The sequence below is a fragment of the Mesorhizobium sp. NZP2234 genome (assembly GCF_013170765.1).
In the GTDB taxonomy this organism is placed as follows: Bacteria; Pseudomonadota; Alphaproteobacteria; order Rhizobiales; family Rhizobiaceae; genus Mesorhizobium; species Mesorhizobium loti_D.
The window spans coordinates 5,187,515-5,213,202 of record NZ_CP033364.1; the positions used below are offsets into that span (position 1 = coordinate 5,187,515).

The window sequence follows — 25,688 nt, forward strand, 5'->3', positions numbered from 1 at the left end:
TCAGCGAGGCGCCCTCAAGGACGCTTGGTCATCCTGCCGGGGCCTGCCCGCCTTGGAGCCGGCGGACCACCGCCTCCGTCGACTGCCGCCAGTCAGGCGCGCTCCATCCGAATACATCAGCGAACTTCGCGCTCGACAGCCGCGAATTGGCGGGGCGCCGCGCCTTGGTCGGATAGTCCTTGCTGGCAATGTCGCGCACTTGCGCCCAAGCACCGCCGCACGCTCGGCTGGTGTCCAGTATGTGACGGGCAAAGCCGCTCCAGTTGGTCTCGCCGGTGCCGGCCAGATGATAGGTTCCGAACGCGCCGGCGTTCTTGTCGCCATGCAGCACCGTGGCCGCATGCAGGATGGCGTCGGCCATATCGAGCGCGCAGGTAGGATTTCCCCATTGATCGGCCACCACCGAAATCTCGTCGCGGTCGGCGGCCAGCCGCAGCATGGTTTTCACGAAATTCCTGCCGAACGGGCTGTAGACCCATGCGGTGCGCAGGATCAGGTGGCGCGGGCCGGCGGCGGCCACGGCCAGTTCCCCGGCGAGCTTGGAGGCGCCGTAGACGCCGAGGGGCGCCGTCGCGTCGGTCTCGACATAGGCGTGAGAAGCGCTGCCGTCGAAGACATAATCGGTCGAAAGATGGATGACGGGAGCGCCGAGCCGAGCAGCCGCTTCAGCCACCTTGCCGGCGCCGGTCGCGTTGATCGCAAAGGCGAGGTCGGGCTCGTCCTCGGCCTGATCCACCGCCGTGTAGGCGGCGGCCGACACCACGATATCCGGCTTCTCGGCCGCAATGGCGTCGATGATGGTCTCGGGTCTTTCCAGGTCGAGTTCCGGGCGGCCGATGGCGACGACCTCCATGCCGGCCTTTCCTTGGCCTGCCTCCAGCAGGCTTGCCGCGACCTGGCCTTCGCGTCCGGTGACGACGAGCCTCACGCGCCACCCTTGCGCGCTTCGCCCAGTCTTTCTCCGGCGTAGCGCTGCTCGCGGATAGGCCCCCACCACCATTTGTTGTCGAGGAACCAATCCACGGTTCTGGCCAGGCCGCTGTCGAAATTCTCGGTCGGCGCCCAGCCGAGTTCACGGGCGATCTTGGAGGCATCGATGGCGTAGCGGCGATCATGGCCGGGGCGATCGGTGACGAAGGAAATCAGCTCGCGATAGCGCCTGCCGCCGGTCCGGGGACGCCTGGTGTCGAGCAGGTCGCAGATCGTCTCGACGACGGCGAGGTTCGTGCGCTCCGAATTGCCGCCGACATTGTAGCTCTCGCCCGGATGCCCTCTCGTGGCGATGAGTTCCAGGGCCCGCGCGTGATCCTCGACGAACAGCCAGTCGCGCACATTGGCGCCGGCGCCATAGACCGGCAGCGGCTTTTCGTCGAGCGCGTTGAGGATGACCAGCGGGATCAGCTTCTCGGGAAAATGATAGGGGCCGTAATTGTTCGAACAGTTGGAGAGCACGACCGGCAGGCCGTAGGTCTCGTGCCAGGCGCGCACCAGATGGTCCGACGCCGCCTTCGAAGCCGAATAGGGCGAGGACGGGGCGTAAGGCGTCTCCTCGACGAACATGCCGCCGTCGAATGGCAGATCGCCGAACACCTCGTCGGTCGAGACATGGTGGAAGCGGAAGCGGCCCTTCCTGTCATCGGCAAGGCCACGCCAATATTCGAGCGCCGCATTGAGGATCCGGTAGGTGCCGACAATGTTGGTCTCGATGAAGGCGCCCGGCCCGTCGATCGAGCGGTCGACATGGCTCTCGGCGGCGAGGTTCATGACGATGTCGATATCGTCACGGCGCAGCAGATCGAGCACTGTCCTCTCATCGCCGATATCGCCATGGGCGAAGCGATAATTATGCGCGCTCTCGATCGGCCGCAGCGAGGCCAGGTTTCCGGCATAGGTCAGCTTGTCGAGATTGGTCACGCGGTAGGCCGGATTGGCGCACAGATGACGGCACACCGCCGAGCCGATGAAGCCGGCCCCGCCTGTCACCAGAAAATTCATGCTGCTGTCCTCATCAGGCAAACACCTCGGTGTCGGCGAGCATCGGCGCCTTGCCGTCCTTGTCCGAGAGCTGGAACCCGCCGGCCACCGAAGGCCATTCGATGCCGATCGCGGGATCGTCGAAGCGGATAGACCGGTCGTGCTCGGGCGAGTAGGTGTCGGTCACCTTGTAGAGGACCTCGGTGTCGGGCACCAGGGTCAGGAAGCCGTGGGCAAAGCCCTTGGGCACCAGAATCTGGTTGCCCTTTTCAGCCGAAATCTCGTGGCCGGTCCATTTCCCAAAGGTCTTCGAACTGCGGCGAATGTCGACACAAACGTCCAGAATCCGGCCGCGCACAACACGCAGCAACTTGTCCTGCGCCCGGGGCGCAAGCTGGTAATGGAGCCCGCGCAGGACACCTGCCTCGGCCGAATAAGAATGGTTGTCCTGCACGAAAAGCAAATTTATTCCAGCCTGCGCAAACCGCTCGGCATTGTAGGTTTCCATGAAGAAACCGCGCGCATCGCCGTGCCGCTTTGGAACGATTTCCAGCACGCCTTCAATGCCGAGGGACCTGATCTCCAACGCCTAGCCCTCCGACAGATCGGCGACACGCCGGCGCAGATAGGCGGCGTATTCATTTTTTCCCAACCGTGTCGCGCGCTGCAGCACTTGCTCTGCCGTCAGCCAACCCTGCTCGAAGGCGATCTCCTCGGGGCACGCGACCTTGATGCCCTGTCGATGTTCGATCGTGCGCACGAAGGAAGACGCGTCGTTCAGACTGTCATGGGTCCCCGTGTCGAGCCAGGCATAGCCGCGCCCCAATCGATGCACATGCAGCAGGCCGCGATCGAGATAGGCGTTGTTGACCGCCGTGATCTCCAGTTCGCCGCGCGCCGAAGGTCGAATGGACGAGGCGATGTCGACAACAGAGTTGTCGTAGAAATAGAGCCCTGTAACAGCCCAGTTGGATTTCGGCTTCTGCGGCTTTTCCTCGATCGTAAGCGCGGTTCCGGTGACCTTGTCGAAGGACACGACGCCATACCGTTCAGGATCATCCACGCGGTAGGCGAAAACCGAAGCGCCCGTGTCGCGCGAAGCGGCGGTGCGGCAAAGCTGCGACAGCCCATCGCCAAAATAGATATTGTCGCCCAGGATCATCGACACACTGTCCTTGCCGATGAACTCGCGGCCGATGATGAAAGCTTCCGCAAGGCCATTGGGGTGCGGCTGCTCTGCATAGGAAATATCCAGCCCGAACTCCGATCCGTCGCCGAGTAGATCACGAAAAACGGGTAGGTCCCGCGGCGTCGAAATAACCAGAATCTCCCTGATATCCGCGAGCATCAGCACGCTTAGCGGATAATAGATCATCGGCTTGTCGTATACCGGAAGAATTTGTTTGGAGACTGCCAATGTCAGCGGATAAAGGCGTGTTCCACTACCTCCCGCAAGGATAATTCCTTTCAAGAAGCTCTCCCTGACATGCCCAAATCCCCTCGGCGGCAGTGGGAGCCATACTACACCCTGAAAAAGCTGCTGCCAGCGCCGGCTTTTACCGCAGAGTCGTTACCAAAATACGCCAGATACCACTCGACGAATCGCCCTACCCCTTCCGACACGGAGGTACCGGGGCGATATCCGACCGCCTCCTGCAATGCGGAGATGTCGGCGAAGGTATCGAGCAGGTCCCCAGCCTGCAGCGGCAAGAGCTCGATAATGGCCTTGCGGCCAAGCGCGTTTTCCAGCGCCTCGACATAGGCGGTCAGCCTCACCGGGTTATTGTTGCCGATGTTGAAGATACGCCACGGGGCGCTGCTCGTTGCCGGGTCCGGATGGCCGGAATCCCAGGCAGGGTTGCCTGTGGCTGGGCTGTCACTGCTTCTGATCACACCTTCGGCGATGTCATCGACATAGGTGAAATCGCGTGTGTGGTTGCCATTGTTGAACAGCTTGATCGGCTCGCCGGCCAGGATGCTCCTGGTGAAGAGGAAAAGCGCCATGTCGGGACGCCCCCAGGGGCCGTATACGGTGAAGAAACGCAGCCCGGTGGTCGGCAGCCCGAACAGATGGCTGTAGCTGTGCGCCATCAACTCGTTGGCGCGCTTGGTCGCGGCGTAGAACTGCAGCGGATGGTCAGCGGGGCGATGCTCGGAAAACGGCATGTCGGTGTTGGCGCCGTAAACGCTCGAGGTGCTGGCGTAGGTCAGGTGCGCCATGCCGCTGCCGCGGCAGGCCTCCAGCATGTTGGTGAAGGCGACGATGTTGCTTTCGACATAGGCGCGCGGGTTTTCAAGGCTGTAGCGGACCCCGGCCTGCGCGGCGAGGTGGATCACCCGGTCAAAGGCGTGGTCGGCAAAGCAGCCGTCCACGATGCCCCTGTCGGCAAGATTGCCGTGGATGAAATGATAGCCGGCATTGGTGCTTCGGCTTGCTTCGGCAAGCAGCCGCAGCCGCGCCTGCTTGATCGCCGGATCGTAGTACTCGTTGATGCTGTCGATACCGACAACCTCGTCGCCGCGCTCGAGGAGCCGCTTGGCGACATGATAGCCTATGAACCCGGCGACGCCGGTGACCAGAACCTTCATCAGAAGCACCCGTCCTCGGGAATGGACCCCTGACGTCTATGGCACGCCAAGCTTCCTGAAGACCTCAGGAGCGCTTCAGCTGCGACCAGACGGCCGGCACAAGGCTTGCCGCCAGTGCAACCTTGATCAGGTCGCCGACGATGAACGGCACGACGCCGAACTGCCAGGATTTTTCCGGACCGATGAGCAGCGCCAGCCAGGCGAAGCCCATCGCCATCATGACGACTTCGGCGACCAGCATTGCGTTGAAAAGCTTGATCGGGTGGCGATCCCAACCGCGATCCGCGGCCCAGCCGACGATCGCCGCCATGACCACGAAGCCAGCGAGGTAGCCGCCGGTCGAGCCAAGCATGTAGGCGATGCCGATGCCCTTCTCCGGCGTGCCCTGGAAAACCGGGAAGCCCATGGCGCCTTCCGCCATGTAGAGCAGCAGCGTGGCGACGCCGAGACGCATGCCGAAGGCGGCGGCGATCAGCAAGACGGCGAGCGTCTGCATCGAGATGTCGACGGGGCCCAGCACAACCTTGGTCTTGGCCGACAGGGTCAGCAGCAGCGTTCCGGCGATCGCCAGGAAAAGCTGTGTTGCCAGTCGCGCCGCGCCATCCTGCGGCAAGGCCAGAGAAACAAGCGGGCGCATCGTCGTTGCAGTTGCCATGGTCTTCCCCAATCCGATCTGTCGCGATCCGATAATCGCGGTCTGGCGTTTTCCTATATTGGCTTGCGTGCTATGCGGCAATCGGTTTTGCCGTTCCGGGAACAATGCGCCGATATGGCTCTCAAATTCGATACCAGCTTCGATCCCCATTACGGCCAGGGCGTGAGCGTGGCACCGGACGTGCTGCGCGTCACGGTCCGAAATCCCAGCCCCTTCACTTTTCATGGCACCAACAGCTACGTCGTCGGTCGCGACACGCTGGCGGTGATCGACCCCGGGCCCGATGACGACGCCCATCTTCAGACCTTGCTCGACGTGATCGCCGGCAGGCCGGTCAGCCATGTCTTCGTCAGCCACACGCATCGCGACCATTCCCCGCTGGCGGCCCGGCTGAAGCATCGCACCGGTGCCCTGGTGGTGGCGGAGGGGCCTCACCGGCCGGCAAGGCCACTGCATGTCGGCGAGACCAACGCGCTCGACGCCAGCGCCGACACCGCTTTTGTTCCCGACACCGCCCTGCCGGACGGCACGTTGGTCGCCGGCGACGGCTGGGCGATCCGCACGGTTCTAACCCCCGGCCACACCGCCAATCACGCAGCATTCGCGCTGGAAGGAACCGGCATCCTGTTTTCGGCCGATCATGTCATGGCGTGGGCGACGTCCATCGTCGCGCCGCCGGACGGAGCGATGGCCGACTACATGGCATCGCTGGACAGACTGATCGAGCGCGACGACCGCATGCTGCTGCCAGGCCATGGCGGGCCGGTAACGGCGCCGCGCGCTTTCATGCGCGGATTGAAGACGCATCGCAAGATGCGCGAACGGGCCATTCTGGAGCGGGTCAGAGCCGGCGACCGGAGGGTTCCCGACATGGTCAAGGCGATCTACCGGGATACAGATCCCCGGCTGCATGGTGCCGCCGGACTGTCGGTGCTTGCCCATCTCGAGGATCTGGTGGCCCGCGGTATGGTGTCGACGGACGCGGCTCCCGCCATCGACGGCATTTTCACGCCGGTCCGATAGGCCTATCCTGGGGGCATACCCTCCCAGCAGGCATGGGATCGGCGGAGAGTCTACTCGGCCGAAGCTGCTCCGACCTGGCCGGCGACTTCCTGGTCCAACTCCGCCAGGAAATCAGTGATGCGCGCGGCATTGTCGCCAAGGTCGTAGCGGCCGTAACGCGAGGCCGACCGCATGTCGACGATCACCGTATCGCCATCATCCGTCACGCGGATCGCCACATCGGCGGGAAGGCCGAGCACGAAACTCTTGGCGACAGCGGTAATGGTCACGTCGCTTTGCCCGGCAAGGTCGGGATAGGGTTCGGAAAGATCCCAGCCGCGCCGGTCGAGCACGGTCTCGACGGCATTGACGATGGTCTCGAATGGCAGGTCATAGCTGCGCGCGGTGACCAGCGGATAGCTATCGGTCTGCAGCCGCTGTTCGCCCGGCGTCGACGGCGAGAGCACGTTCATGTCCTTTGTCCGGTCGCTGACATCGAGCGCGGGCGGATCATCGAAATCGGTCGAGATGTCCCTGAGCGGCGGATAGATCGTCGCCCAATAGGCGGCAACGCCGTAGGGAACGAGCACCAGCAGGGCCAGCAAGGCGCCGACGGTCAGGTCACGGCCGCCACGATCACCAAATTTCCATAGTCTCGAAAAGGCGAAGGCGGCGAACAACAGCGCCAGCGCGGCGAGCAGCGCGACGATGCCCAGCACCCACAGGAACACCGGCGTTTCGACGAGATCGAAGCGGTGGCCGACAAAATTGGTCAGCAGAAGCACCGCTGAAAATGCGGCCGTGCGCCGCGACCAGCCGGCAGCCTTCGAGGTTCGCCGTTCGGGAATGCTTACCATTGTTCTCTGCGCTGCCCCAACCCGGACGGAGGTTTAGTGCCTTTTCGCGTCGGCTTGAAGCCGAAACAAGCAACATCCCCTCAATCCGTCGGCAGGCGGTAGTCCCTGAACTGCTGGCGCAAGGTGATCTTCTGGATCTTGCCGGTGGCGGTATGGGGTATCTCGCCGACGAAAGCGACATCGTCCGGCATCCACCACTTGGCCACCTTGCCGTTCATGAAGCCGAGAATGTCAGCCTTGCTCGGCTCCTTGCCCGGCTTGGCGACCACGACCAGCAAGGGCCGCTCGCCCCATTTCGAATGATGTACGCCGATTGCCGCCGCCTCCGCCACGTCTGGATGGCCGACCGCCAGATTCTCGAGATCGATGGTCGAAATCCACTCGCCGCCGGACTTGATGACGTCCTTGGCTCGATCGGTGATCTGCATGTAGCCGCCGGCGTCGATGTGAGCGACGTCTCCGGTGTCGAACCAGCCCTCCTCATCGAACTGCTCGGCACCGGCGCCACCGTAGTAGGCGCGGGCAACGGCCGGTCCACGCACCTTCAGCCGACCAAAGGTCTTGCCATCCCAGGGTTGCGCATTGTTCTCGTCATCGGTCACCTTCATTTCGACGCCGAAGGGCGGGTAACCCTGTTTCTGCTTGACGTCGAGCCGGGCCTCCCTCTCCAGGGCCGCATATTCCGGCTTCAAGGTGCACAGAGTGCCGAGCGGCGACATCTCGGTCATGCCCCAGGCATGGATGACCTGGACGTCGTAATTGTCCTCGAACTTCGTCATGATCGCACGCGGACATGACGAGCCGCCGATGACGACCTTGTTCAGATAGGGCAGCTTCTTGCCGGTCTCCTCCAGATATTGCAGCAGCATCATCCAGACGGTCGGCACGGCGGCACTGAAGGTTACCTTCTCGGTTTCGAGCAATTCATAGATCGAGGCGCCGTCCATCCTGCAGCCGGGCATGACCAGCTTGGCGCCGATCATCGGTGCGCTCTGGCCAAGGCCCCAGGCGTTGGCATGGAACATCGGCACCACGGGCAGGATGGTGTCGCGTGACGACAGGCCCATCGCGTCGGGCATGGCGGCGATCATGGCGTGCAGCACGTTCGAACGATGGCTGTAGACGACGCCCTTGGGATCGCCTGTCGTGCCCGACGTGTAGCACATGCCGGCGGCGGTGCCTTCGTCGAAGGTCCTCCAGGCGAAATCGCCATCGACCTCGTCAAGCCAGTCCTCATAGGCGACGGCGTTGGGCAGGGTCGTTTGCGGCATGTGCTCCCTGTCGGTCAGCACAATCACCTTTTTCAGCGATTTGACGGCACCGGCGATCTTCTCGAGCAGCGGTATGAAGGTGAGGTCGACGAAGACGGCCTTGTCCTCGGCGTGGTTCATGATCCAGACGATCTGCTCGGGAAACAGGCGCGGGTTGAGTGTATGATAGATCGCGCCGACGCCCATGATGCCGTACCAGGCCTCGATATGGCGCGCCGTGTTCCAGGCCAGCGTGGCGATGCGGTCGCCCAACCCATAGCCGTCCCGCTCCAGCCTCTGGGCGACCTTGAGGGAACGACGATGGATGTCGGCATAAGTGGTGCGCACGATCGGTCCCTCGACCGAGCGCGACACGATCTCGCGCACTCCATGCTGCCGTTCGGCGTTGTCGATAAGCTTGTGGCACAGCAGCGGCCATTCCTGCATCAGCCCCAGCATCCCGTTCCTCCTCCCTCGCGCATTTTGCGTCGTAGCCTCGAACCATTGTGAAGCGAACCGGCGGATTGTCCAGTCACCCGCTTGCGCGGCGAACGAATTTCAGCGCCCGTGCCGCAACGGCAAGCGGTTGAATCTTGACATGTTTTGGACTTCCGTCTCCTGGCACTCGTGCCACCGGGATGGCAGGAGGGTCAAAATCATCGCGGTGGCGGCAGTGCCTTATCCGGCGAAATGACTTGAAATCCGCCACAATCCGGCCATCGTCGGCGTTAAGTTTCGTTAACGGGCAAGGGGCGATTGGCGACTGAAAGAGGTTCGCATGGACGCGCAGCTCGACGACAAGGCCCTTGAGAGCACACTTGCGGAAAGCCTGGCCGATCTGGTGCCGGACGAGAAGAGTGTTTCCGAAGACGAATTTGTTGAAGTTGTCGGCGGCGCGCTCGAAGCGGTCGGCGGTACGCTGCTGTTCAAGATGTGCGTCCAGAACGAAGGCGAAGGCCAGCACGTCGCGGCGGCATCAGTCGGCGACGGCGGCAACCGCCAGTTCCTGCTGCTCACCTTGCCAACCGTCGGTGGCTCGCTGAAAGTCGAAACCGTTTCGAGAAGCAGCAACCCGGTGGCGGGCATCGCAGCCGCCTATGCCGGATTGATGGACGCATTCAAGACCGCCGCCTGAGCCGCGGCGGATACCGAAAGCGCGAAGCGCCACGCCGCGGCGATTGGTGCGCCTGTTTTCGTGATGCAACTGGACCTTGCGCAACGGCTGTGCCCGCCACACCTTAGGGAGCCAGGCAAGGAGAAACAGCATGGACAAGATCGCCAACCCGGCACCCGGCTTCCAGCGCAATCCCGACAAGATCATCACCATCGAGCCCTATGTCGGCACCGTTACGGTGCGCGCCGGCGGTACGGTCATCGCGTCGTCCACGAAGGCCAAGGTGCTGACGGAGGCTCCCTACCCCGCCGCCTTCTACATTCCGTTCGCCGACATCGATTTCGGCAAGCTGAGCGCTACCGAACACTCGACCCATTGCCCCTACAAGGGCGATGCCAGTTATTGGAGCGTGCTGCCTGCCGGCGAAACCGGTCAGAATGCGATGTGGGCTTACGAGCGGCCCTTTGACGAAATGACCGAAATCCGCGACCACGGTGCGTTCTACGCCAGCAAGGTCAGCATCGAAGCCAAGCCGGGCTGAACGCTTCGAACTCGAGGGCATTGGGGTGCGTTGAGATTCAGGTCGAGTCGAAACAGGCCGGCCTCACCTGAATATCCACGCACCCTCAGTCGGTGGTGCCGTGATTGCCGGTACCGTCGGCATCGTCCAGGCGCACGAAGGTCATGCCTTTGTCCTTGAGTGCCAGCAGGCCTTGCACCACGCCCTCGCCGGCGGCATGGGTGGGCTGGTTGATATGGGCGATGATGACGTCGCCGTCCTTGGCGGCGGCGATGCGCTTGGCGGTCTCCTTGGCGCCCAGCAGCGAGCCGCCGTCGCCGTTGATCGAAAAGCCGGCGATCTTGAAACCGAGCTTGCGGATCATCGCGATCGCCGAGGGGCTGTATTCGGCGGTTGCGCCGCGGAACCATTTCGGCGCGGGCTCACCTGTCCTGGCAAGCGCCGCGGCCCCCGACTCGACCTCGGCCAGCACAGCATCCGGGCTGCCGGCGCTGCGTATGCCATAGATCTTCCGCGGCGTGTCGACCGCCGGAATATGGCGCCCGCCGTGATTTTCCAATTCGAAAAGGTCGCGATGCGCCCGCATGATCTCGACGGCCGCGGCGTTGCGCTTCAGCCAGATGCCGGTGACAAAGATGGTGGCAGGTATCTTGTTTTCCACCAGCGCCGAGAGAATGCGTGTGTCGGTCTGTCCACCGCAGGCATCGAGCGTGAGCGCGACATGGCCCGCCCCGCTTGCCGCGGGCTTGATGTGCAGCGTGGGCTCGACGAGCGGCGCGGCTTGGGCACTGGATAGCGCCGCCAGCGACATGGCGATCATGCAGAGATGTCTTTGCAGCAGACGCATCGAACCGAATTCCCGACTGGAGCAGGTCACCGTTTCACGCAAGCGGCAACCAGCCCTTTGTTTTGGAGCATTTCCCATGGAGCGATTTCAAGCCGCTATCCCAAGACCCGCATGAAGGCGGAAATCGGGACGATGGGTAGCAGAAAAATGCCTGGCGCGGCAATTTGACCGCCCGGCTTGCGAACGATCCATCGGGCGACAGCAGTTCAGACAGCGCGCTCGCGCTTCATCTCGGTGCGCGCCAAGATCTCGCGCGCCGCCTCGACGACAGGCCTCACCTTCAGGCGCCAGACGCAGCATGCCTTGCGGGGGTCGGTCCGGCGGCACAAGCCCTTGGCCACGCAGTCGCACGGCATCGGTGGCCGAAGCGCGATGCTGGGCACGCCGAGAGGGCCCCAGCGCGACGGGTTCGTCAGACCGAACAGGCCGACAACGGGTATGCCCGCGGCCGCCGCGATATGCATCGGGCCGCTCTCGTTGCCGAGAAACAGCCGCGCCTGCTTCAGCACAGCCAGCAAGGTGTTCAGCGACAGCGTCCCGACAAGGTCGACGACCGGCGTGGCCGTCCTGGCGATGATCCGCGCGGCTGTCCCCTGCTCCTCGGGCCCTCCGACCAACACGAAGCCCAATCCGGTGCCGGTTGCAATTTCGTCGATCGCCTCGGCAAAGCGTTCGGGCTGCCATTGCCGGCCCTTGAAACTTGCTCCCGCGTGCACCGCGACGAAACCGTGTGGGTTGAGACCATGCTTGCCCAGAAGCGCCAAGGCTTTCAGGGTCTCGAACGGCAGAGGCTGAATGCTCGGCACCGTCACGCGCAGGTCGAGGCCGAGCGCTTCAATGGGCGAAAGATAGCGGTAGACAAAATGCTGGCCGCCAAATCCGAACGGCTTGGCAAACACGTTGGCTGGTTGCCGCTCCAGCAGCTTCAGAGGCCGTTCGGGAGGATTGTAGCCGACGCGGGTCTTGGCGTTGACGAACCCGCTGATGATGCGCGAGGTCTTTGAATCGGTCAGGTCGATCGTCAGATCAAAGCGGAAGCCGCGTAGGGCCCGCACCATCGCATAGAGCTCTTTTCCACGCTCCAGCGCGGTGCCGCGCATGCGGGATCGCCTGAACGTGACCACTTCCGAGGCGATACCATGCGCGACCACGAAGCTTTCGAAATGCGCTTCGCAGAGGAACACGATCCTGGCGCCGGGGAATTCGAGTTGCAGGTTCCTGGCGAGCGTCGAGGCGAGGACGATGTCGCCTATGAACTTCGTTTGAATGACCAGGATCGAGCGGAACGGCGCGGGTGATATCTGCAACATTTGATTCCCGGGACAATTGGCGGGCCGTCCGCAAATTGGGCAGGAACAATGTCGAGATTACGCAATGCCTTCAGCACGTTCGCGTGAGTTTTCATACAAAACCGTAAGCTTTGATCGGCTCATCCGCGCCCCGTCCTTGCTACCTGCACCGCTGCCTGCGCGGCCGCCAGCCTGGCGATCGGCACGCGATAGGGCGAGCACGACACATAGTCGAGACCGACCTCCTCGCAGAAACGGATCGACGAGGGATCGCCGCCATGTTCGCCGCAGATGCCGAGCTTGATCTCCGGCCGTGTCGCCCTGCCCTTTTGCGCGGCCATGCGCACCAGTTCGCCGACACCGTCGATGTCGAGGGAGACGAACGGATCCTGCTCGATGATGCCCTTCTGGCGATAAGTCTCCAGGAACGAGGCCGCATCGTCGCGCGAGATGCCGAAGGTGGTCTGGGTAAGGTCGTTGGTGCCGAAGGAAAAGAACTCGGCCGACTCGGCGATCACATGGGCACGGATCGCCGCACGCGGCAGTTCGATCATGGTTCCAGTCAGATAGTTGATCTTGACGCCGGTCTCGTCCATGACGCTCTTGGCGACCGCATCGATGCGCGCCTTCACATAGTCGAGTTCCTTCACCAGGCCGACCAGCGGCACCATGATCTCGGGCACAACCAGCGCGCCCGCCTTCTTGCCGGCCTCGACGGCGGCCTCGAAAATGGCGCGGGCCTGCATCTCCGCGATTTCCGGATAGGAGACGGCCAGCCGACAGCCGCGATGGCCAAGCATGGGGTTGAATTCGTGCAGGGCCTCGGTGCGCTGCCTGAGCTTGTCGGCCGATATATTCATGACGGCGGCGACCTCGGCGATTTCGGCCTCGGTCTTGGGCAGGAATTCATGCAGCGGCGGATCGAGCAGGCGGATCGTCACTGGCAGGCCCGCCATGATCTCGAAAAGTTCCAGGAAATCCGAGCGCTGCATGGGCAGAAGCTTGGCCAGGGCGGCGCGCCGGTCCTTCTCGGTGTCGGCCAGGATCATCTCGCGCATGGCGACGATGCGGTCGCCGTCGAAGAACATGTGTTCCGTACGGCAAAGCCCGATGCCTTCGGCGCCGAAAGAGCGCGCCATGCGGGCATCGAGCGGCGTTTCGGCGTTGGTGCGCACCTTCATGCGGCGCACGGCGTCCGCCCATTCCATGATGGCGGCGAAATCGCCCGACAGTTCCGGCTGCAGCATGGCAACCGCGCCCTTCAGCACCTGACCATTGCCGCCATCGATTGTGATGATGTCGCCTTTGCGGAAGGTCTGCCCCATCGAGATCAGCGTGCCCGCCTTGTAGTCGACGCGCAGCGAGCCGGCGCCCGACACGCAAGGCTTGCCCATGCCGCGCGCGACAACGGCGGCATGGCTGGTCATGCCGCCGCGCGTGGTCAGGATGCCTTCCGCCGCATGCATGCCGTGGATGTCCTCGGGGCTGGTCTCGATGCGCACCAGGATCGCCTTGCGGCCTTGCGTCTTCAGATCCTCGGCATCGCCGGAGGAAAAGACGATCTCGCCGGTGGCGGCACCCGGCGAGGCAGGCAGACCGACGCCGATGACGTCACGCGCGGCTTTCGGATCGATGGTCGGATGCAGCAACTGGTCGAGCGAGCCCGGATCGATGCGGGCGACAGCCTCCTCCTTCGAGATAAGGCCATCCCTGGCCATCTCGACCGCGATCTTCAGCGCCGCCTTCGCGGTGCGCTTGCCGGAGCGGGTCTGCAGCATCCACAATTTGCCGCGCTCGATGGTGAATTCGAGATCCTGCATGTCGCGGTAATGCTTTTCCAGGCTGTCGGAGATGGTGACGAAGGACTGGAAGGCGTCGGGCATCAGCTTCTGCAGCGACGGCTTGTCGGAGCCGGCGGCAATGCGAGCCGCCTCGGTGATGTTCTGCGGCGTGCGGATACCGGCGACGACATCCTCGCCCTGCGCGTTCACCAGGAACTCGCCATAGAGCTGCTTTTCGCCGGTCGACGGATTGCGGGTGAAGGCGACGCCGGTGGCCGAGGTCTCGCCCATATTGCCGAACACCATGGCTTGCACGTTGACCGCCGTGCCCCAGCTTTCGGGGATGTCATGCAGACGCCGGTAGGTGATGGCGCGGTTGTTCATCCAGCTCGAGAACACGGCGCCGATGGCACCCCAGAGCTGTTCTTGCGGATCCTGCGGGAACGGCCTGCCGAGCTCTTCCTCGACCTTGGCCTTGTAGAGCGCGATCACGCCTTGCCATTCGATGGCGGTCAGCTCGGTGTCGAGTTCATGGCCGAGGCTGGCCTTCTGGTCTTCCAGGATCTCCTCGAACACCTCGTGATCGAGGCCCATGACGACATCGGAATACATCTGGATGAAGCGGCGGTAGCTGTCATAGGCAAAGCGCGCATCACCGGAATCCGTCGCCAACGCCTCGACGGTTTCGTCGTTGAGGCCGAGATTGAGCACCGTGTCCATCATGCCCGGCATCGACGCGCGAGCCCCGGAACGTACAGACACGAGCAGAAGCTTCGACGGATCGCCGAACTGGCGGCCGGTCAGCCGGCCAATGTGATCGAGCGCGATCGCGACATCGGCTTCCAACCCCGCCGGATAGGCGCGACCATTGGCGTAAAAGGCATTGCAGACCTCGGTGGTGATGGTGAAGCCCGGCGGCACCGGCAGACCCAGGCTGCACATCTCGGCAAGGTTGGCACCCTTGCCGCCCAGCAGATTCTTGTCGCCGGCACGGCCTTCCGCCGCACCATCGCCAAAGGTGAAAACCCATTTGGTCATGCTTTGCTCTCCGGTTGCAGGAGATTGGAAAGATTGGCGAAACGGAAAGTTCCGCCCTGGTCCGACTTTGGAGCGATATGATGCTGCAGTGCGAAAGGCAAGCACCGGAAAAGCCGTTCCGCCGCTACAATCGATTAAGAAAAAGCCCGGCCCGGACATGCGGCAAAAAGACTTGCCACCTCACGGCTCGACCGCTAGAACATAAAGGGAACAAATAGGTGCCCCATGAAACTGACTGGAAAACTCGACTATCTGGAAATGCCGGCGACGGGCGGCACGCTGGATCGGCTGAAGGCTTTCTACAGTTCCGCCTTTGCCTGGTCGTTCACCGACTATGGCCCCACCTATTCGGCCTTCGCGGAGGGCCTGGATGGCGGTTTCCAGGCCGATGCGGCGGAAGCACCGGCCAAGCCGCTGCCCGTGCTCTACAGCGACGACCTCGAGGAAACGCTTGGCGCCGTCGAAAGCGCCGGCGGCACGATCGTCAAGCCGATCTTCGCATTTCCCGGCGGCCGGCGCTTCCATTTCGTCGATCCGGCCGGCAATGAGCTCGCAGTGTGGTCCCAATAGCCTGTTCAAGGACCGTCCGGCGGCAACGCCCCGCGGGCCAGCCGAGTGTTCTCGCGGTCGCTCATAAGCATTGTGCTTTTCGGCTGCTCTGCTAATAACGCGCCGCACAAGCGACTCTGACGGCTATTGGGGCGTCGCCAAGTGGTAAGGCATCGGTTTTTGGTACCGACATTCCCAGGTTCGAATCCTGGCGCCCCAGCCATATCTATTTTTCCTGATTTTTCAATCACCTAGCGAATATTGGTGAATGCCAAGCGTTACAGCCAGCGGATGATCCACACAGGTCATTTAGGCTGTAGATACATGGCTAGATTGACGCCGCGTGTCTAGCTGGACGCCTTGACGGTGAATCCACCCTATGATTCCTTCCCGCTGGGGAACATCATTGGGGGCAATCCTTTACAAGACTAGCTATCGTTGCGGCAGCGCTCAAGCTCGCCGGCTGCACCACTTCGGCCGAACAAATCGACAGGCAGATAGCCGGACAGCAACCGCCATCGGCAGCGCTTCGGCAAAAGATCGTGGACACGACCAGCGCCAGCAATACCGCGGGTTCCCGCATCAGCCGCATATGGCGTGCTGGATGCGGCGGCATCCGAGCCAGACGCCGCGGGATTCACGCCCGCCTTAGCCGACGGCATTTTTCCGATATTCGGGAAAGTCGATGCCAGAATCCACGACTTATCGTCCGCAATCCCTTTGTTACGATCGCCACGGATCACCAGACAGGGGTTGTCAAAGACATGTTGACGGACAAGCAGGCACGCGAGGCGGTGGAGCAGTACCGCGAGGAAGGATATGCGATCGTTCGACAGTTCGTCGACGGCGACGAGATGATCCGGCTGAAGAAGGAAACGGATGATGTCTACGCCGAAGGGCTCAAGCATCACGCCACCTACAGGCATGGCAATCTCAGCTTCCAGATTCTGCCCGAGTCGGATTTCGGCCAGCGTTACGTGCTGCAGGCCTACTGGTTCTCCTGGATCAATTCCTATTTCGAGCAATTCCGGCGCAGCCCGGACTATCTGAAACTGCTCGAGGGCCTGATTGGCCGCGACATCAGGCAAATCGCCCAGCAACTGCACTGGAAGCCGCCAGGCGCCAATGTCACGGGCTACCGCTTCCATCAGGACCTGCGCTTCCGCAACCAGGCCGCCTTCGACAATGTCGCCGATGCGACCGTCACCACCGGCCTCGCCGTCGACCGCGCGACGCTCGACAATGGCTGCCTCCAGGTCGTACCCGGCAGCCACAAGCTCGGCTATCTCGGCCTCTCGGACGAGGGGACCGGCGAGCTGATGAAGGGCCTGACCGCCGAGGAGGAGTTGCGCAAGGTCGGCATCGATCCGGCGACCATCGTTCCGCTGGTGCTGGAGCCGGGCGACCTTGCCATGTGGGGGCTGCTTACCGTGCATGGCTCCTCGCCGAACAAATCGCAGCACGACCGCGCCTTCGCCCTGTCGAGCTATGTGCGGGCGGATTCGACGCAGCGCGGCGAATGGGCGTTCCGGGATGGCGTCTCCGTGCCGCTCGGCAAGACGCCGACGCTGTGCAAATACGAAAAACTCTTCGAGGAGCCGGGACCGATGTACGACACCACCGCCTGGTGGAAATGACATTGCCGCGTCGGGCGACGGGGGCAGAGGGGGCCTGGCGTTCGCGCCGGGCCCCTGACTGCGTTCACCAGCGACCTCGCAACGTCTCAGGCGGTGAAATCCGCCGACAGTTCGCGCATCAGGAAATCGACGAAGGCGCGCACCTTGGCGGCGATATAGGTGCGGTGCGGATAGAGCGCATAGATCGGGCTGGAGCCCGGGCGAAACTCGTCAAGCTGCACCTCCAGACGGCCGTCCCGGATCGCGGCATCGACCAGGAGGCTCGGCAGGTTGCCGATGCCGAAGCCGGCGACGGTCATCTGATAGGCGGCCTCCACGCTGTTGGTCGAGATGCGCCCGCCGATGGCGGCGTCGAACGGCCCGTCGGGGCCTATGAACGGCCATGTGCCCAGCCGCTTGGCGAAGTTGCTCAACACGCAGGAATGGCTTGCCAGTTGGTCCGGATGGGTCGGCCGGCCATTTCTGTTCCAGTAGTCCGGCGTGGCGCAGACATAGTTGCGAACCTCGCCAAGGCGCCTCGCGATCAGGGCGGAATCGGCCTGCCCGCCGAAACGGATGGCGACATCGTAGCCCTCCTCGACAATGCCGACGACGTAGCGCGCGGTCAGGTCGAACTCGATGCTGGTGAGAGGGTTTTCCTCGAGGAATTTCGGCACCAGCTTGGTGATGCGCGTGTGGCCAAGGACATTGGAGCAGGAAACCCGGATCAGCCCACGCGTCTCCTTGTGCAGGCCGCGCGTCGAATCCTGCAATTCCGAGATGTCGTCCAGCAGGCTGCGGGCCCGCGGAGCATAGTCACGTCCGGCCTCGGTGAGGCTGAGGCGCCTTGTGGTGCGGTTGATGAGACGCACGCCAAGGTCCTCTTCCAGATCCTTGATCATGCGGCTGACCGCCGTGGTCGACATATTGAGATCGCGCGCCGCCGCCGAGAGGCTGCCCAGCAGGCAGACCCGGTCGAACACCCGCATGGCCGTCAGAAGATTCATCCTGGCTTCCCCTCGCCGCCGCGTCTGTTCCACCCTTCGCGTCTTCCGACAGAAGACAGCGCCCGGCGATCGTGCGGTAAGGGCATTCCACCGAATTTGGACGTAAAATCAACAATGGGAGAAACGATATGACATCCAAGCCTCTTCATCCAGCGATCGACGCCTTTGCACGGGGGGCAAAAAATGGCGCGCTCAGCCGCCGCGAATTCCTGGCGCTGGCCAGCGCCTTTGGCGCAAGCACGGCGGTGGCCTACGGCCTCATTGGCCAGCCGGTTCCGGCTCTGGCTGAAGAAGCGGCCCAGCCCAGGAAGGGCGGTGTCGTACGCGTCGCCATGCAGGTGATGGAACTCGAGGACCCGCGCAGTTTCAAGGTTTCGCAGATGGGCAACATCGCCATGCAATTTCTCGAACCGCTGGTGCGCTGGAAGCCGGATTTCACCTTCGAGCCGGTCCTGCTGCAGAGCTGGGAAATCAATGCGGACGCCACGGAGTATGTGCTCAAGGTCCGCCCAGGCGTGAAATGGTCGAACGGCGACGATTTCACCGCCACCGACGTTGCCTTCAACATCACGCGCTGGTGCGAGAAGGGTGCCGCCGGCAATTCCATGGCCGGGCGCATGAGTTCGCTGATCGATCCCGATACCAAGGTGGCACGGGCCGGCGCGATCACGATCCGCGACGACCACACCGTGGCGCTGAAACTGTCGCAACCCGACATCACCATCATCCCGGCGATGACGGATTACCCGGCATTGATCGTCCATCGCAGCTTCAATCCGAAAGAGGCGCCCCTGTCGGCAAATCCCATTTCCACGGGGCCGTTCGAACTCAAGAAGCTCGATGTCGGGGTCGCCGCATCGGTGCGCAAGCGGCCGGAAGGCTCGTGGTGGGGCGGCGAGGTGTTCCTGGATGGCATCGATTGGATCGACTACGGCACCGACTCGGCCGCCACCGTCTCCGCTTTCGAATCGGGCGAGATCGATTTGAACGGCCAGACGCAGTCCTATGACGTCGCGATGCTCGACGGACTGGGCTTGAAGAAGAGCGAGATCGTCACCGCCGCCACCATCGTCTCGCGCTGCAACGTCAATGCCAAACCCTACGACGACAAGCGTGTGCGCAATGCCATTCAGCTTGCGGTCGACAATGAGGCGGTGCTGCAGCTGGGCGCCAACGGCATGGGCATGGTGGCGCAGAACGATCACGTCGGGCCGATGCACCCCGAGCATGCCGAACTGCCGCCGATCAAGCGCGACCCGGTCCGGGCCAAGGCGCTGCTGGAGGAAGCCGGTCAGCTCGATTTCGAGTTCGATCTGATCTCGGTCGAAGCCGACTACCGCAAGGAAAGCTCCGACGTCGTCGCCCAGCAGATGCGCGACGCCGGCTTCAAGGTGAAGCGCACAGTCATCCCGGAATCGGCATTCTGGAACGATTGGACCAAATATCCCTTCGCGACGACCAACTGGAATGCCCGCCCGCTCGGCATCCAGACTTATGCGCTTGCCTATCAGAGCGGCTCGGCATGGAACGAGACAGGGTTTGCCGATTCGGCGTTCGATGCCAAGGTTCACAAGGCCAATGCCATCGCCGATCCGGATCAGCGTCGCGCGGTGATGAAGGAATTGCAGCTGATGCTGCAGGAATCCGGCATTATCGTTCAGCCTTACTGGCGAAAGCTGTTCTGCCATATGAAACCTGCCTTGATGGGCTATCAGATGCATCAGGCCTATGAGCAGGATTTCACCAAGGCTTGGCTCGCCGCCTGATTACAAGGACAACACGGCGGCGCCTGCCGCGGCGCCGCCCTGCCATTTCTTTTTCGCTCACCGGGCATTTCGCCTCACGGCGACACTATCGAGGGCCGATGAGGAGCAGTTCTGGCTTCGCATCGGACACGTCGCGCAGATGCGTCCACACGTATCTTGCCTCGACAGATCCCCGAGAATCCGCGGCCGTGCCGCCAGATCCGCCGGACCATCACCCGTGCGAGAAATCCCGGTTTCCGCGTCTGCCATCGTCAAGAAGCTCCAGTTCACGAAGAGAGCTTATCTTTGCCGAAATGAAACGGAACCCGCTTTGGCGGGCACTGACCTTCCCAAAAAACGGGAAAATTGACCCTTCCATGCCAGCGAAACGTCGTTGCTTTTCCAACGATCCGATGCAATCGTGGCGCTCCGCGCCTGCCTGGTGCATCGGGCTCAGTCGGCAGGCTTCGACCTCAAGGGCGGTCGAAATCGCTGTTGGGGCACAATGACATCCTGTTCAGTCGTCTTACGGACTGCATTTGTCGTTACGTTCGTCGCGGTTCTTGTCCTCGCGCTGCTGCCGGTGTCCTGGCTTGAGGAATTCGGCATCGATATCGGTTTCAGCGATGACAAGCTCAACCATGCCGGCGCATTCGCCGTCCTGGCTGCCCTTGGCAGTCTGGGTTGGCCCAGGCGCAAGCTCTGGCTGGTGATTTTCCTGGCCACGGTCGGAGCTGCGATCGAAGTCCTTCAGGGGACGTCGGAGATAGACCGCGATTTCGATGTGTTCGACTGGGTTGCCGATTGCATCGGCATCGCCTGCGGGCTGGTGGTGGCGGGTTGTGCAACCTGGCTCACGCGCCATCGAGGCTGAGCGCCAATCGCACATTGTCCTGACGGCGGAGCGCCATCAGCCCGGATGTATCAGCTCGCCTCGCGCATCGCTTCAGCCGCCTGCAGATCGACCGATACGAGTTGGCTCACGCCCTGCTCGGCCATGGTGACACCGAACAGCCGGTCCATGCGGGCCATCGTGATCGGATTGTGCGTGATGATGACGAAGCGCGTCTCGGTGGTCTTGGCCATCTCGTCCATGAGATTGCAGAAGCGTTCGACATTGTGATCGTCGAGCGGCGCGTCGACTTCGTCGAGGACGCAGATCGGCGCCGGATTGGTCAGAAAGACGGCGAAGATCAGCGACATCGCCGTCAGCGCCTGCTCGCCGCCCGACAGCAGCGTCATGGTCTGTGGCTTCTTGCCCGGCGGGCGGGCAAGAATTTCGAGACCTGCCTCGAGCGGATCCTCGGATTCGATCAGCTGCAATTCCGCCGTGCCGCCACCGAACAGGTGCGAGAACAGGCGCTGGAAATGGCTGTTGACCACGTCGAAGGCGGCGAGAAGCCGCTCGCGGCCTTCGCGATTGAGGCTCTGGATCGCTTGCCTGAGCTTGCGGATCGCTTCGATGATGTCCTCGCGCTCGGAAACGATCGCCTCCAGCCGGTCGGAGAGCTCCTTCTGCTCTTCCTCGGCGCGCAGATTGACGGCGCCGAGCCGTTCGCGCTCGATCTTCAAGCGGTCGAGCTGACGTTCGATCTCGGCCATCTCGGGCATCGGAGCGTCGACTTCGAGGCCGGTATGGCGAATGACCAGATGCGGTGGCGTGTTCAGCGTCTCCTGGATGCGCGCCTCGACCTCAAGCCGGCGCTCGTCGGCCGCCGTCAGCCTTTCCTCGGTACGGGCACGGGTCTCGCGCGCCTCGGCCAGCGACTGGATGGCCGATGTGGCCAGCTTGTCCAGTTCGGCCTGCCTGTTCTCCGCTTCCTGCAGGCGATCGGCGGCCGCCTTGCGCAAGGTCTCGGCCTCGGCGAGCTGCGACAGCAGCGCGCGCCGCTTGGCGTCGATCTCGTCGGGAGCATCAGCCAGGCGTTCGCGCTCGGCCTCGGCCTCGGCCTTGCGGTCGCCGAGCGATGCAATCTGGGTCGAGGCGTTTTCGGCACGCACCAGCCAGTTGCTGCGTTCGGCGCCGATTGCATCGAGCCGGCGTGCGCGTGCCTCGGCCTCACGCCGCAATCCCTCGTGGACGGCACGCGCATCGGCAAGCGTGGCGCGGTCGCGCGAGACATTGGCCGAGGACTGTTCGAGCTGCAATTGCAGGTCGCCGAGATCAGGCGCGTCCTGCAGCAGCATTTCGGCCTCGACGAAGGCCGCCGAGGTTTCCTCATGGCTGTCGACGATGCGCGCGCGGGCCTCATCGAGTGCCGCGCGCCGGCTCGACAGCTCGCCGCCCGCCTTTTCGGCGTCGGCCAGCGCATTGCGGGCAGCGTCCAGGCGGTGCTGGGCGTCGCGTCCGGCCTGGCGCGTGTTGCGTTCAGCGTCGCTTGCCTGGCGAAGCGCCTGTTCGGCCTGTGCCAGAGCCTCCTCGGCCTGGCGCAGGACAAGCGTCGCCTGCACCGCTTCGGCATCGAGTTCGGCAAGCCGGTTTTTCTGCGCCAGCCGTTGTGCAGCGGCTGTCGGCGCATCGGCGCTGGCCGTGAGACCGTCCCAGCGCCAGAGCGCGCCTTCGCGGCTGACCAGCCTCTGGCCCGGCGCAAGCAGCGCCTGCAGCCGGCGGCCGTCAGCGGCCTCGACGATGCCGATCTGCGCCAGTCGGCGAGCCAATTGCGCGGGGGCACGAACCACGCTGGCCAGGCTCTTGATGCCGTCCGGCAAGGCCGCGTCGCCGGGCTGGATCTGGCTTTCGCCCCAATGCACCGGCGCGCTGCGGTCGAGCGGTACGTCGAGGTCTTCGCCAAGGGCCGCACCCAGCGCCGTCTCAAAGCCGCGCTCGACGCTGATCTGCTCCAGCACCGAAGGAAAGAGATCGCCGCTGGCGGCATTGAGTATCTTGGCCAGGGTACGCGCTTCGGTCTCGATGCCCGCCAGCTCTGCCCTGGCGTCCTGAAGCGGCGGCCGGGCAGCGCTTTCGGCGGCACGGGCATCGATGACCGACTGCTCAGCCTGCGCCACCGCTGCCTCGGATTCTTCGAGCAACGCCACGGCCTGTTCGACCAGCACCCGCTTCTCGGCCGGATCCGGCAGGCCAGCCACCTTGGAGAGGATGTCCGACAATTCGCGGTCAACCTCGGCGAGTTGGCGGGCGAAGCGGTCGCGGCGCTCGGCGGTTTCGCGCAGCATCCGTTCGATCTGATGGCGCGAGGCGGCGGCCTCGGCCCGTTCGGCTGTCAGAGCTGCGAGCTTGGCTTCGCTCTGCGCAAGCGTCGACGCCGCCTGCTCGAATGCAGCGCGGGTGGTGGCTTCCCGTTCCGCGGCGCCGGCGTTCTCGGAATTCAGTACAGCCTCTTCGGTGCGCAGGCGTTCAAGAACATCGGCATTGTCGCGCACCATCCGCTCCTCGCGGGCGATATCGCCGTCAAGTTGCTGCAACCGACGCTCGATTTCGGCCTGGCGATTGCGGATGCGGCCGGCCTCCTCCTCGATCTGCGACTTGGCGATCGACAGGCGCTGGAAGGCGGCGGCGGCGGCGGCTTCCGCGTCCCGCAGGTCAGGCAAGCGATGAGCGCCGATCCCTTGTTCCCTGGCGGCGGCCATCTGCGCGGCGGCGCGGTCGCCAACCAGGGCGGTCGCGGCAGCCAGCGCCGAACGCGCTTCGCCTTCCTGTGTCTTGGCCAGCGTCCAGCGCAGATGCAGCAATGTCGCTTCGGCCTTGCGGATATCGGCCGACAGGTTCTTGAAGCGTGACGCCTGGCGCGCCTGCCGCTTGAGGCTCTCGATCTGGCTTTCCAGCTCGCCGACGACATCGTCCAGGCGTTCGAGGTTCTGTTCAGCCGCCTTCAGCCGCAGTTCCGCTTCGTGGCGACGGGTGTGCAGGCCGGAAATGCCGGCCGCCTCTTCCAGCAGCGCACGGCGCGCCTGCGGCTTGGCCTGGATCAACTCGCCGATACGGCCCTGCCCGACCATCGATGGCGAGCGCGCGCCGGTCGACTGGTCGGCGAACAGAAGCTGCACGTCCTTGGCGCGCGCTTCCTTGCCATTGATGCGATAGAGCGAGCCGGCCTCGCGCTCGATGCGGCGCGACACCTGCAATTCGTCGGCATCGTTGAACGCGGCGGGCGCCGAGCGGTCGGCATTGTCGAGAAAAAGCGTGACTTCGGCGGTATTGCGCGCGGGCCGCGTACCCGAGCCGGAAAAGATCACATCGTCCATGCCGGACGCGCGCATGTTCTTGTAGGAGCTTTCGCCCATCACCCAGCGCAGCGCCTCGACAAGGTTCGACTTGCCGCAGCCGTTCGGCCCGACAATACCCGTCAGGCCGCGTTCGATGACGAACTCGCCGGGCTCGACGAACGACTTGAAACCAAGGAGGCGAAGGCGCGAGAACTTCATTCACGCGCCCCATTGAGGCGAGCGCCGAAACGCTGCCGCTTCAGCGCTGACCTGATGTCAGAGCAGAGGGTCGATGATGGCCGACATTTCCTCAATCGACATCGCCCCTTTGTAGGTCTTACCGTTGATGAAGAAGGTCGGTGTCGAGTCGACCTTGAATTCATTGGCGCCGCGCTTCTGGACAGATCTCACATCGTCCAGAAGTTTCTGGTCCGTCAAGCAGGCCTCGAAGGACTCCTGTGTAAAACCGGCGAGCTTCGAGATTTGCAGCAGCGCATCCTTGGTGTTCGACACGCCAACCCAGTTCGCCTGCTGCCGGAACAGCACGTCCACCATCGGGAAATAGTTATCCTTGGCGCAGCGCGCCAGCATGAAACCGGCTTCCGCGCTCGGATCGAACGGGAATTCGCGCAGGATATAGCGCGCCTTGCCGGTGTCGATGTACTTGGTCTTCAGATCCGGGAAGGTGGTCTCGGCGAAATGCGCGCAGTGCGGGCAGGTCATCGATGCGTATTCGACGATGGTGACCTTGGCGTCATCCTTGCCGAGCTGCTTGTCGGGCAGCGCGCCCGGCTTCAGCAATTCGGCCATGTCGACGGTGCCCTGCGCTTCCGGCACCTGGACAGCCGCCGGTGTTGCCGGCTTTGCCGGTGCGGCCGGATCAGCAGGCTTCACATCCGCAGCCTTGGCCTCTTCGCCGGAGTCGCTGCAGGCGGCAAGCAGGGCAACCGCCGGGATTGCGGCCAGCGAAGACAGGACGTTTCTGCGAGACAGACTTTTGCCGAACGGAGGACGGTTCATACGAATCACCTGACAAGGGTTGGATTTTGCAATGCAAAGGCACGAAAAGGCGAGAGTTGGCGCGAATTAAGGCATCTCCATCTCCAATCCAATCGCGGAACCCGATAAAGGCGATCACGAATGCGAGATGTTGACGACAAATTCATGACTGTCTTCAAGGGGTTTTTGACTTCCTTTCACCCAGGATGGTGGCGCCAAGCCTTTCCAGCGAGGCGCGCAACCCTTCATCCTCGATCAGTTCGACCGTGCTGGACAATTTCGTCTTCTCCGCCGCCGTCAAGGGCCTGAAGCTGGGTTTAGGCCGTCCTTTGTCCGACGTCACCGGTTTTTGCACGATCCTGATGCGGCCTATTGCCGTAAAGCCGAGGAAGGCGTTGACCCGGTTGATGATCTCGCCGGTCTCATGTTGCAGATGAAGCGCCGCCATCCCCTCGCAGGCGATAACCAGTACCGCCGGCTCGAACGGATCGTCCTCGTGCAGGCGACGCGGCCACTGGATCTTCTCGGGCCGCGAGCGGCTGGCAAGGCGCGGTCCGGCAATCTCTTCCCAGGACTGGACGAGGCCGATCGAGATGCCTGCCCTTTTGCGCAGCACCGGATCGAGGATCTCGGTGGCGAGATCGCTCACCGGAACAGGATTGCCGAAGCGCCTTTTCCCTGCCATGTGCGTT

The 25,688-nt window shown here is 63.2% G+C and carries 24 protein-coding genes and 1 tRNA gene; 9 read left to right on the forward strand and 16 right to left on the reverse strand.

The genetic code is table 11. The features are described from left to right. Nucleotides 1-28: 28 nt before the first annotated feature. The 6 genes from rfbD to EB230_RS25645 all read right to left on the reverse strand — a co-directional run bounded on the left by rfbD (nt 29) and on the right by EB230_RS25645 (nt 5,218). Nucleotides 29-928 carry a dTDP-4-dehydrorhamnose reductase gene (gene rfbD / locus EB230_RS25620; RefSeq protein WP_056563831.1) on the reverse strand — a complete coding sequence of 300 codons (900 nt, stop codon included), beginning with the start codon at nt 926-928 and terminating at the stop codon, nt 29-31. Continuing rightward, nucleotides 925-1,995 carry a dTDP-glucose 4,6-dehydratase gene (gene rfbB / locus EB230_RS25625; RefSeq protein WP_056563835.1) on the reverse strand — a complete coding sequence of 357 codons (1,071 nt, stop codon included), beginning with the start codon at nt 1,993-1,995 and terminating at the stop codon, nt 925-927. The genes rfbD and rfbB overlap by 4 nt, the downstream gene beginning before the upstream one ends. 13 nt (nt 1,996-2,008) lie before the next feature. Further along, nucleotides 2,009-2,560, reverse strand: a complete 552-nt coding sequence (rfbC, locus tag EB230_RS25630) for a dTDP-4-dehydrorhamnose 3,5-epimerase (RefSeq protein WP_056563839.1) — start codon at nt 2,558-2,560, stop codon at nt 2,009-2,011. Nucleotides 2,561-2,563: 3 nt separating this feature from the next. After that, a complete protein-coding gene (gene rfbA / locus EB230_RS25635; protein ID WP_056563842.1) occupies nt 2,564-3,445 on the reverse strand; it encodes a glucose-1-phosphate thymidylyltransferase RfbA in 882 nt (293 codons plus the stop codon). A gap of 50 nt (nt 3,446-3,495) precedes the next feature. Then, on the reverse strand, nt 3,496-4,563 hold the full coding sequence (locus tag EB230_RS25640) for an NAD-dependent epimerase (RefSeq protein WP_172374171.1): 1,068 nt from the start codon (nt 4,561-4,563) through the stop codon (nt 3,496-3,498). A gap of 64 nt (nt 4,564-4,627) precedes the next feature. Beyond that, nucleotides 4,628-5,218 (reverse strand): biotin transporter BioY, encoded by a 591-nt coding sequence (locus EB230_RS25645; protein ID WP_172374172.1) that lies wholly within the window; start codon nt 5,216-5,218, stop codon nt 4,628-4,630. A gap of 114 nt (nt 5,219-5,332) precedes the next feature. On the opposite strand from EB230_RS25645, the gene EB230_RS25650 reads away from it, so the two are divergent. Beyond that, nucleotides 5,333-6,241, forward strand: coding sequence for an MBL fold metallo-hydrolase (locus tag EB230_RS25650; protein WP_172374173.1), 909 nt, complete (start codon nt 5,333-5,335; stop codon nt 6,239-6,241). A gap of 50 nt (nt 6,242-6,291) precedes the next feature. Here EB230_RS25650 and EB230_RS25655 read toward each other — a convergent pair whose 3' ends face one another. After that, nucleotides 6,292-7,077, reverse strand: coding sequence for a DUF1499 domain-containing protein (locus EB230_RS25655; RefSeq protein WP_172374174.1), 786 nt, complete (start codon nt 7,075-7,077; stop codon nt 6,292-6,294). Between the two features lie 80 nt (nt 7,078-7,157). Further along, a complete protein-coding gene (locus EB230_RS25660; RefSeq protein WP_172374175.1) occupies nt 7,158-8,786 on the reverse strand; it encodes a fatty-acid--CoA ligase in 1,629 nt (542 codons plus the stop codon). A 319-nt stretch (nt 8,787-9,105) separates the two neighbouring features. Between EB230_RS25660 and EB230_RS25665 the strand changes: the two genes are divergently transcribed. After that, nucleotides 9,106-9,462, forward strand: coding sequence for a hypothetical protein (locus EB230_RS25665; RefSeq protein WP_172374176.1), 357 nt, complete (start codon nt 9,106-9,108; stop codon nt 9,460-9,462). A gap of 130 nt (nt 9,463-9,592) precedes the next feature. Next, a complete protein-coding gene (locus EB230_RS25670; protein WP_056563865.1) occupies nt 9,593-9,982 on the forward strand; it encodes a DUF427 domain-containing protein in 390 nt (129 codons plus the stop codon). A gap of 85 nt (nt 9,983-10,067) precedes the next feature. On the opposite strand, the gene EB230_RS25675 is transcribed toward EB230_RS25670, so the two are convergent. Next, nucleotides 10,068-10,808 (reverse strand): polysaccharide deacetylase family protein, encoded by a 741-nt coding sequence (locus tag EB230_RS25675; RefSeq protein WP_172374177.1) that lies wholly within the window; start codon nt 10,806-10,808, stop codon nt 10,068-10,070. A gap of 206 nt (nt 10,809-11,014) precedes the next feature. Further along, a complete protein-coding gene (locus tag EB230_RS25680) occupies nt 11,015-11,908 on the reverse strand; it encodes a glycosyltransferase family 9 protein (RefSeq protein WP_246738845.1) in 894 nt (297 codons plus the stop codon). Nucleotides 11,909-11,947: 39 nt separating this feature from the next. Between EB230_RS25680 and EB230_RS32745 the strand changes: the two genes are divergently transcribed. Further along, nucleotides 11,948-12,106 (forward strand): hypothetical protein, encoded by a 159-nt coding sequence (locus tag EB230_RS32745; RefSeq protein WP_246738846.1) that lies wholly within the window; start codon nt 11,948-11,950, stop codon nt 12,104-12,106. Between the two features lie 131 nt (nt 12,107-12,237). Here EB230_RS32745 and ppdK read toward each other — a convergent pair whose 3' ends face one another. Next, complete coding sequence (gene ppdK / locus EB230_RS25685) at nt 12,238-14,916, reverse strand: pyruvate, phosphate dikinase (RefSeq protein ID WP_172374179.1); 2,679 nt, start codon at nt 14,914-14,916, stop codon at nt 12,238-12,240. A 225-nt stretch (nt 14,917-15,141) separates the two neighbouring features. On the opposite strand from ppdK, the gene EB230_RS25690 reads away from it, so the two are divergent. Continuing rightward, nucleotides 15,142-15,486 (forward strand): VOC family protein, encoded by a 345-nt coding sequence (locus EB230_RS25690; protein WP_056563877.1) that lies wholly within the window; start codon nt 15,142-15,144, stop codon nt 15,484-15,486. Between the two features lie 127 nt (nt 15,487-15,613). Further along, nucleotides 15,614-15,688 (forward strand) — tRNA-Gln (locus EB230_RS25695). Between the two features lie 205 nt (nt 15,689-15,893). Here the strand turns inward: EB230_RS25695 and EB230_RS32485 are convergent. Then, complete coding sequence (locus EB230_RS32485) at nt 15,894-16,208, reverse strand: hypothetical protein (protein WP_196772368.1); 315 nt, start codon at nt 16,206-16,208, stop codon at nt 15,894-15,896. Nucleotides 16,209-16,229: 21 nt separating this feature from the next. Between EB230_RS32485 and EB230_RS25700 the strand changes: the two genes are divergently transcribed. Beyond that, nucleotides 16,230-17,102, forward strand: a complete 873-nt coding sequence (locus EB230_RS25700) for a phytanoyl-CoA dioxygenase family protein (protein ID WP_056563880.1) — start codon at nt 16,230-16,232, stop codon at nt 17,100-17,102. Between the two features lie 86 nt (nt 17,103-17,188). Here EB230_RS25700 and EB230_RS25705 read toward each other — a convergent pair whose 3' ends face one another. Beyond that, complete coding sequence (locus tag EB230_RS25705; RefSeq protein WP_172374180.1) at nt 17,189-18,088, reverse strand: LysR family transcriptional regulator; 900 nt, start codon at nt 18,086-18,088, stop codon at nt 17,189-17,191. 128 nt (nt 18,089-18,216) lie between these two features. Between EB230_RS25705 and EB230_RS25710 the strand changes: the two genes are divergently transcribed. Next, nucleotides 18,217-19,854 carry an ABC transporter substrate-binding protein gene (locus EB230_RS25710; RefSeq protein WP_056563886.1) on the forward strand — a complete coding sequence of 546 codons (1,638 nt, stop codon included), beginning with the start codon at nt 18,217-18,219 and terminating at the stop codon, nt 19,852-19,854. A gap of 400 nt (nt 19,855-20,254) precedes the next feature. Then, nucleotides 20,255-20,707, forward strand: coding sequence for a hypothetical protein (locus EB230_RS25715; protein WP_244493898.1), 453 nt, complete (start codon nt 20,255-20,257; stop codon nt 20,705-20,707). Nucleotides 20,708-20,757: 50 nt separating this feature from the next. On the opposite strand, the gene smc is transcribed toward EB230_RS25715, so the two are convergent. From smc to EB230_RS25730, 3 genes are all read right to left on the reverse strand, one after another. Beyond that, complete coding sequence (gene smc, locus EB230_RS25720) at nt 20,758-24,216, reverse strand: chromosome segregation protein SMC (protein ID WP_172374181.1); 3,459 nt, start codon at nt 24,214-24,216, stop codon at nt 20,758-20,760. A gap of 57 nt (nt 24,217-24,273) precedes the next feature. Next, a complete protein-coding gene (locus EB230_RS25725) occupies nt 24,274-25,017 on the reverse strand; it encodes a DsbA family protein (RefSeq protein ID WP_056563894.1) in 744 nt (247 codons plus the stop codon). Nucleotides 25,018-25,171: 154 nt separating this feature from the next. Beyond that, a complete protein-coding gene (locus EB230_RS25730; RefSeq protein ID WP_056563897.1) occupies nt 25,172-25,681 on the reverse strand; it encodes a DUF721 domain-containing protein in 510 nt (169 codons plus the stop codon). Nucleotides 25,682-25,688 lie beyond the last annotated feature (7 nt).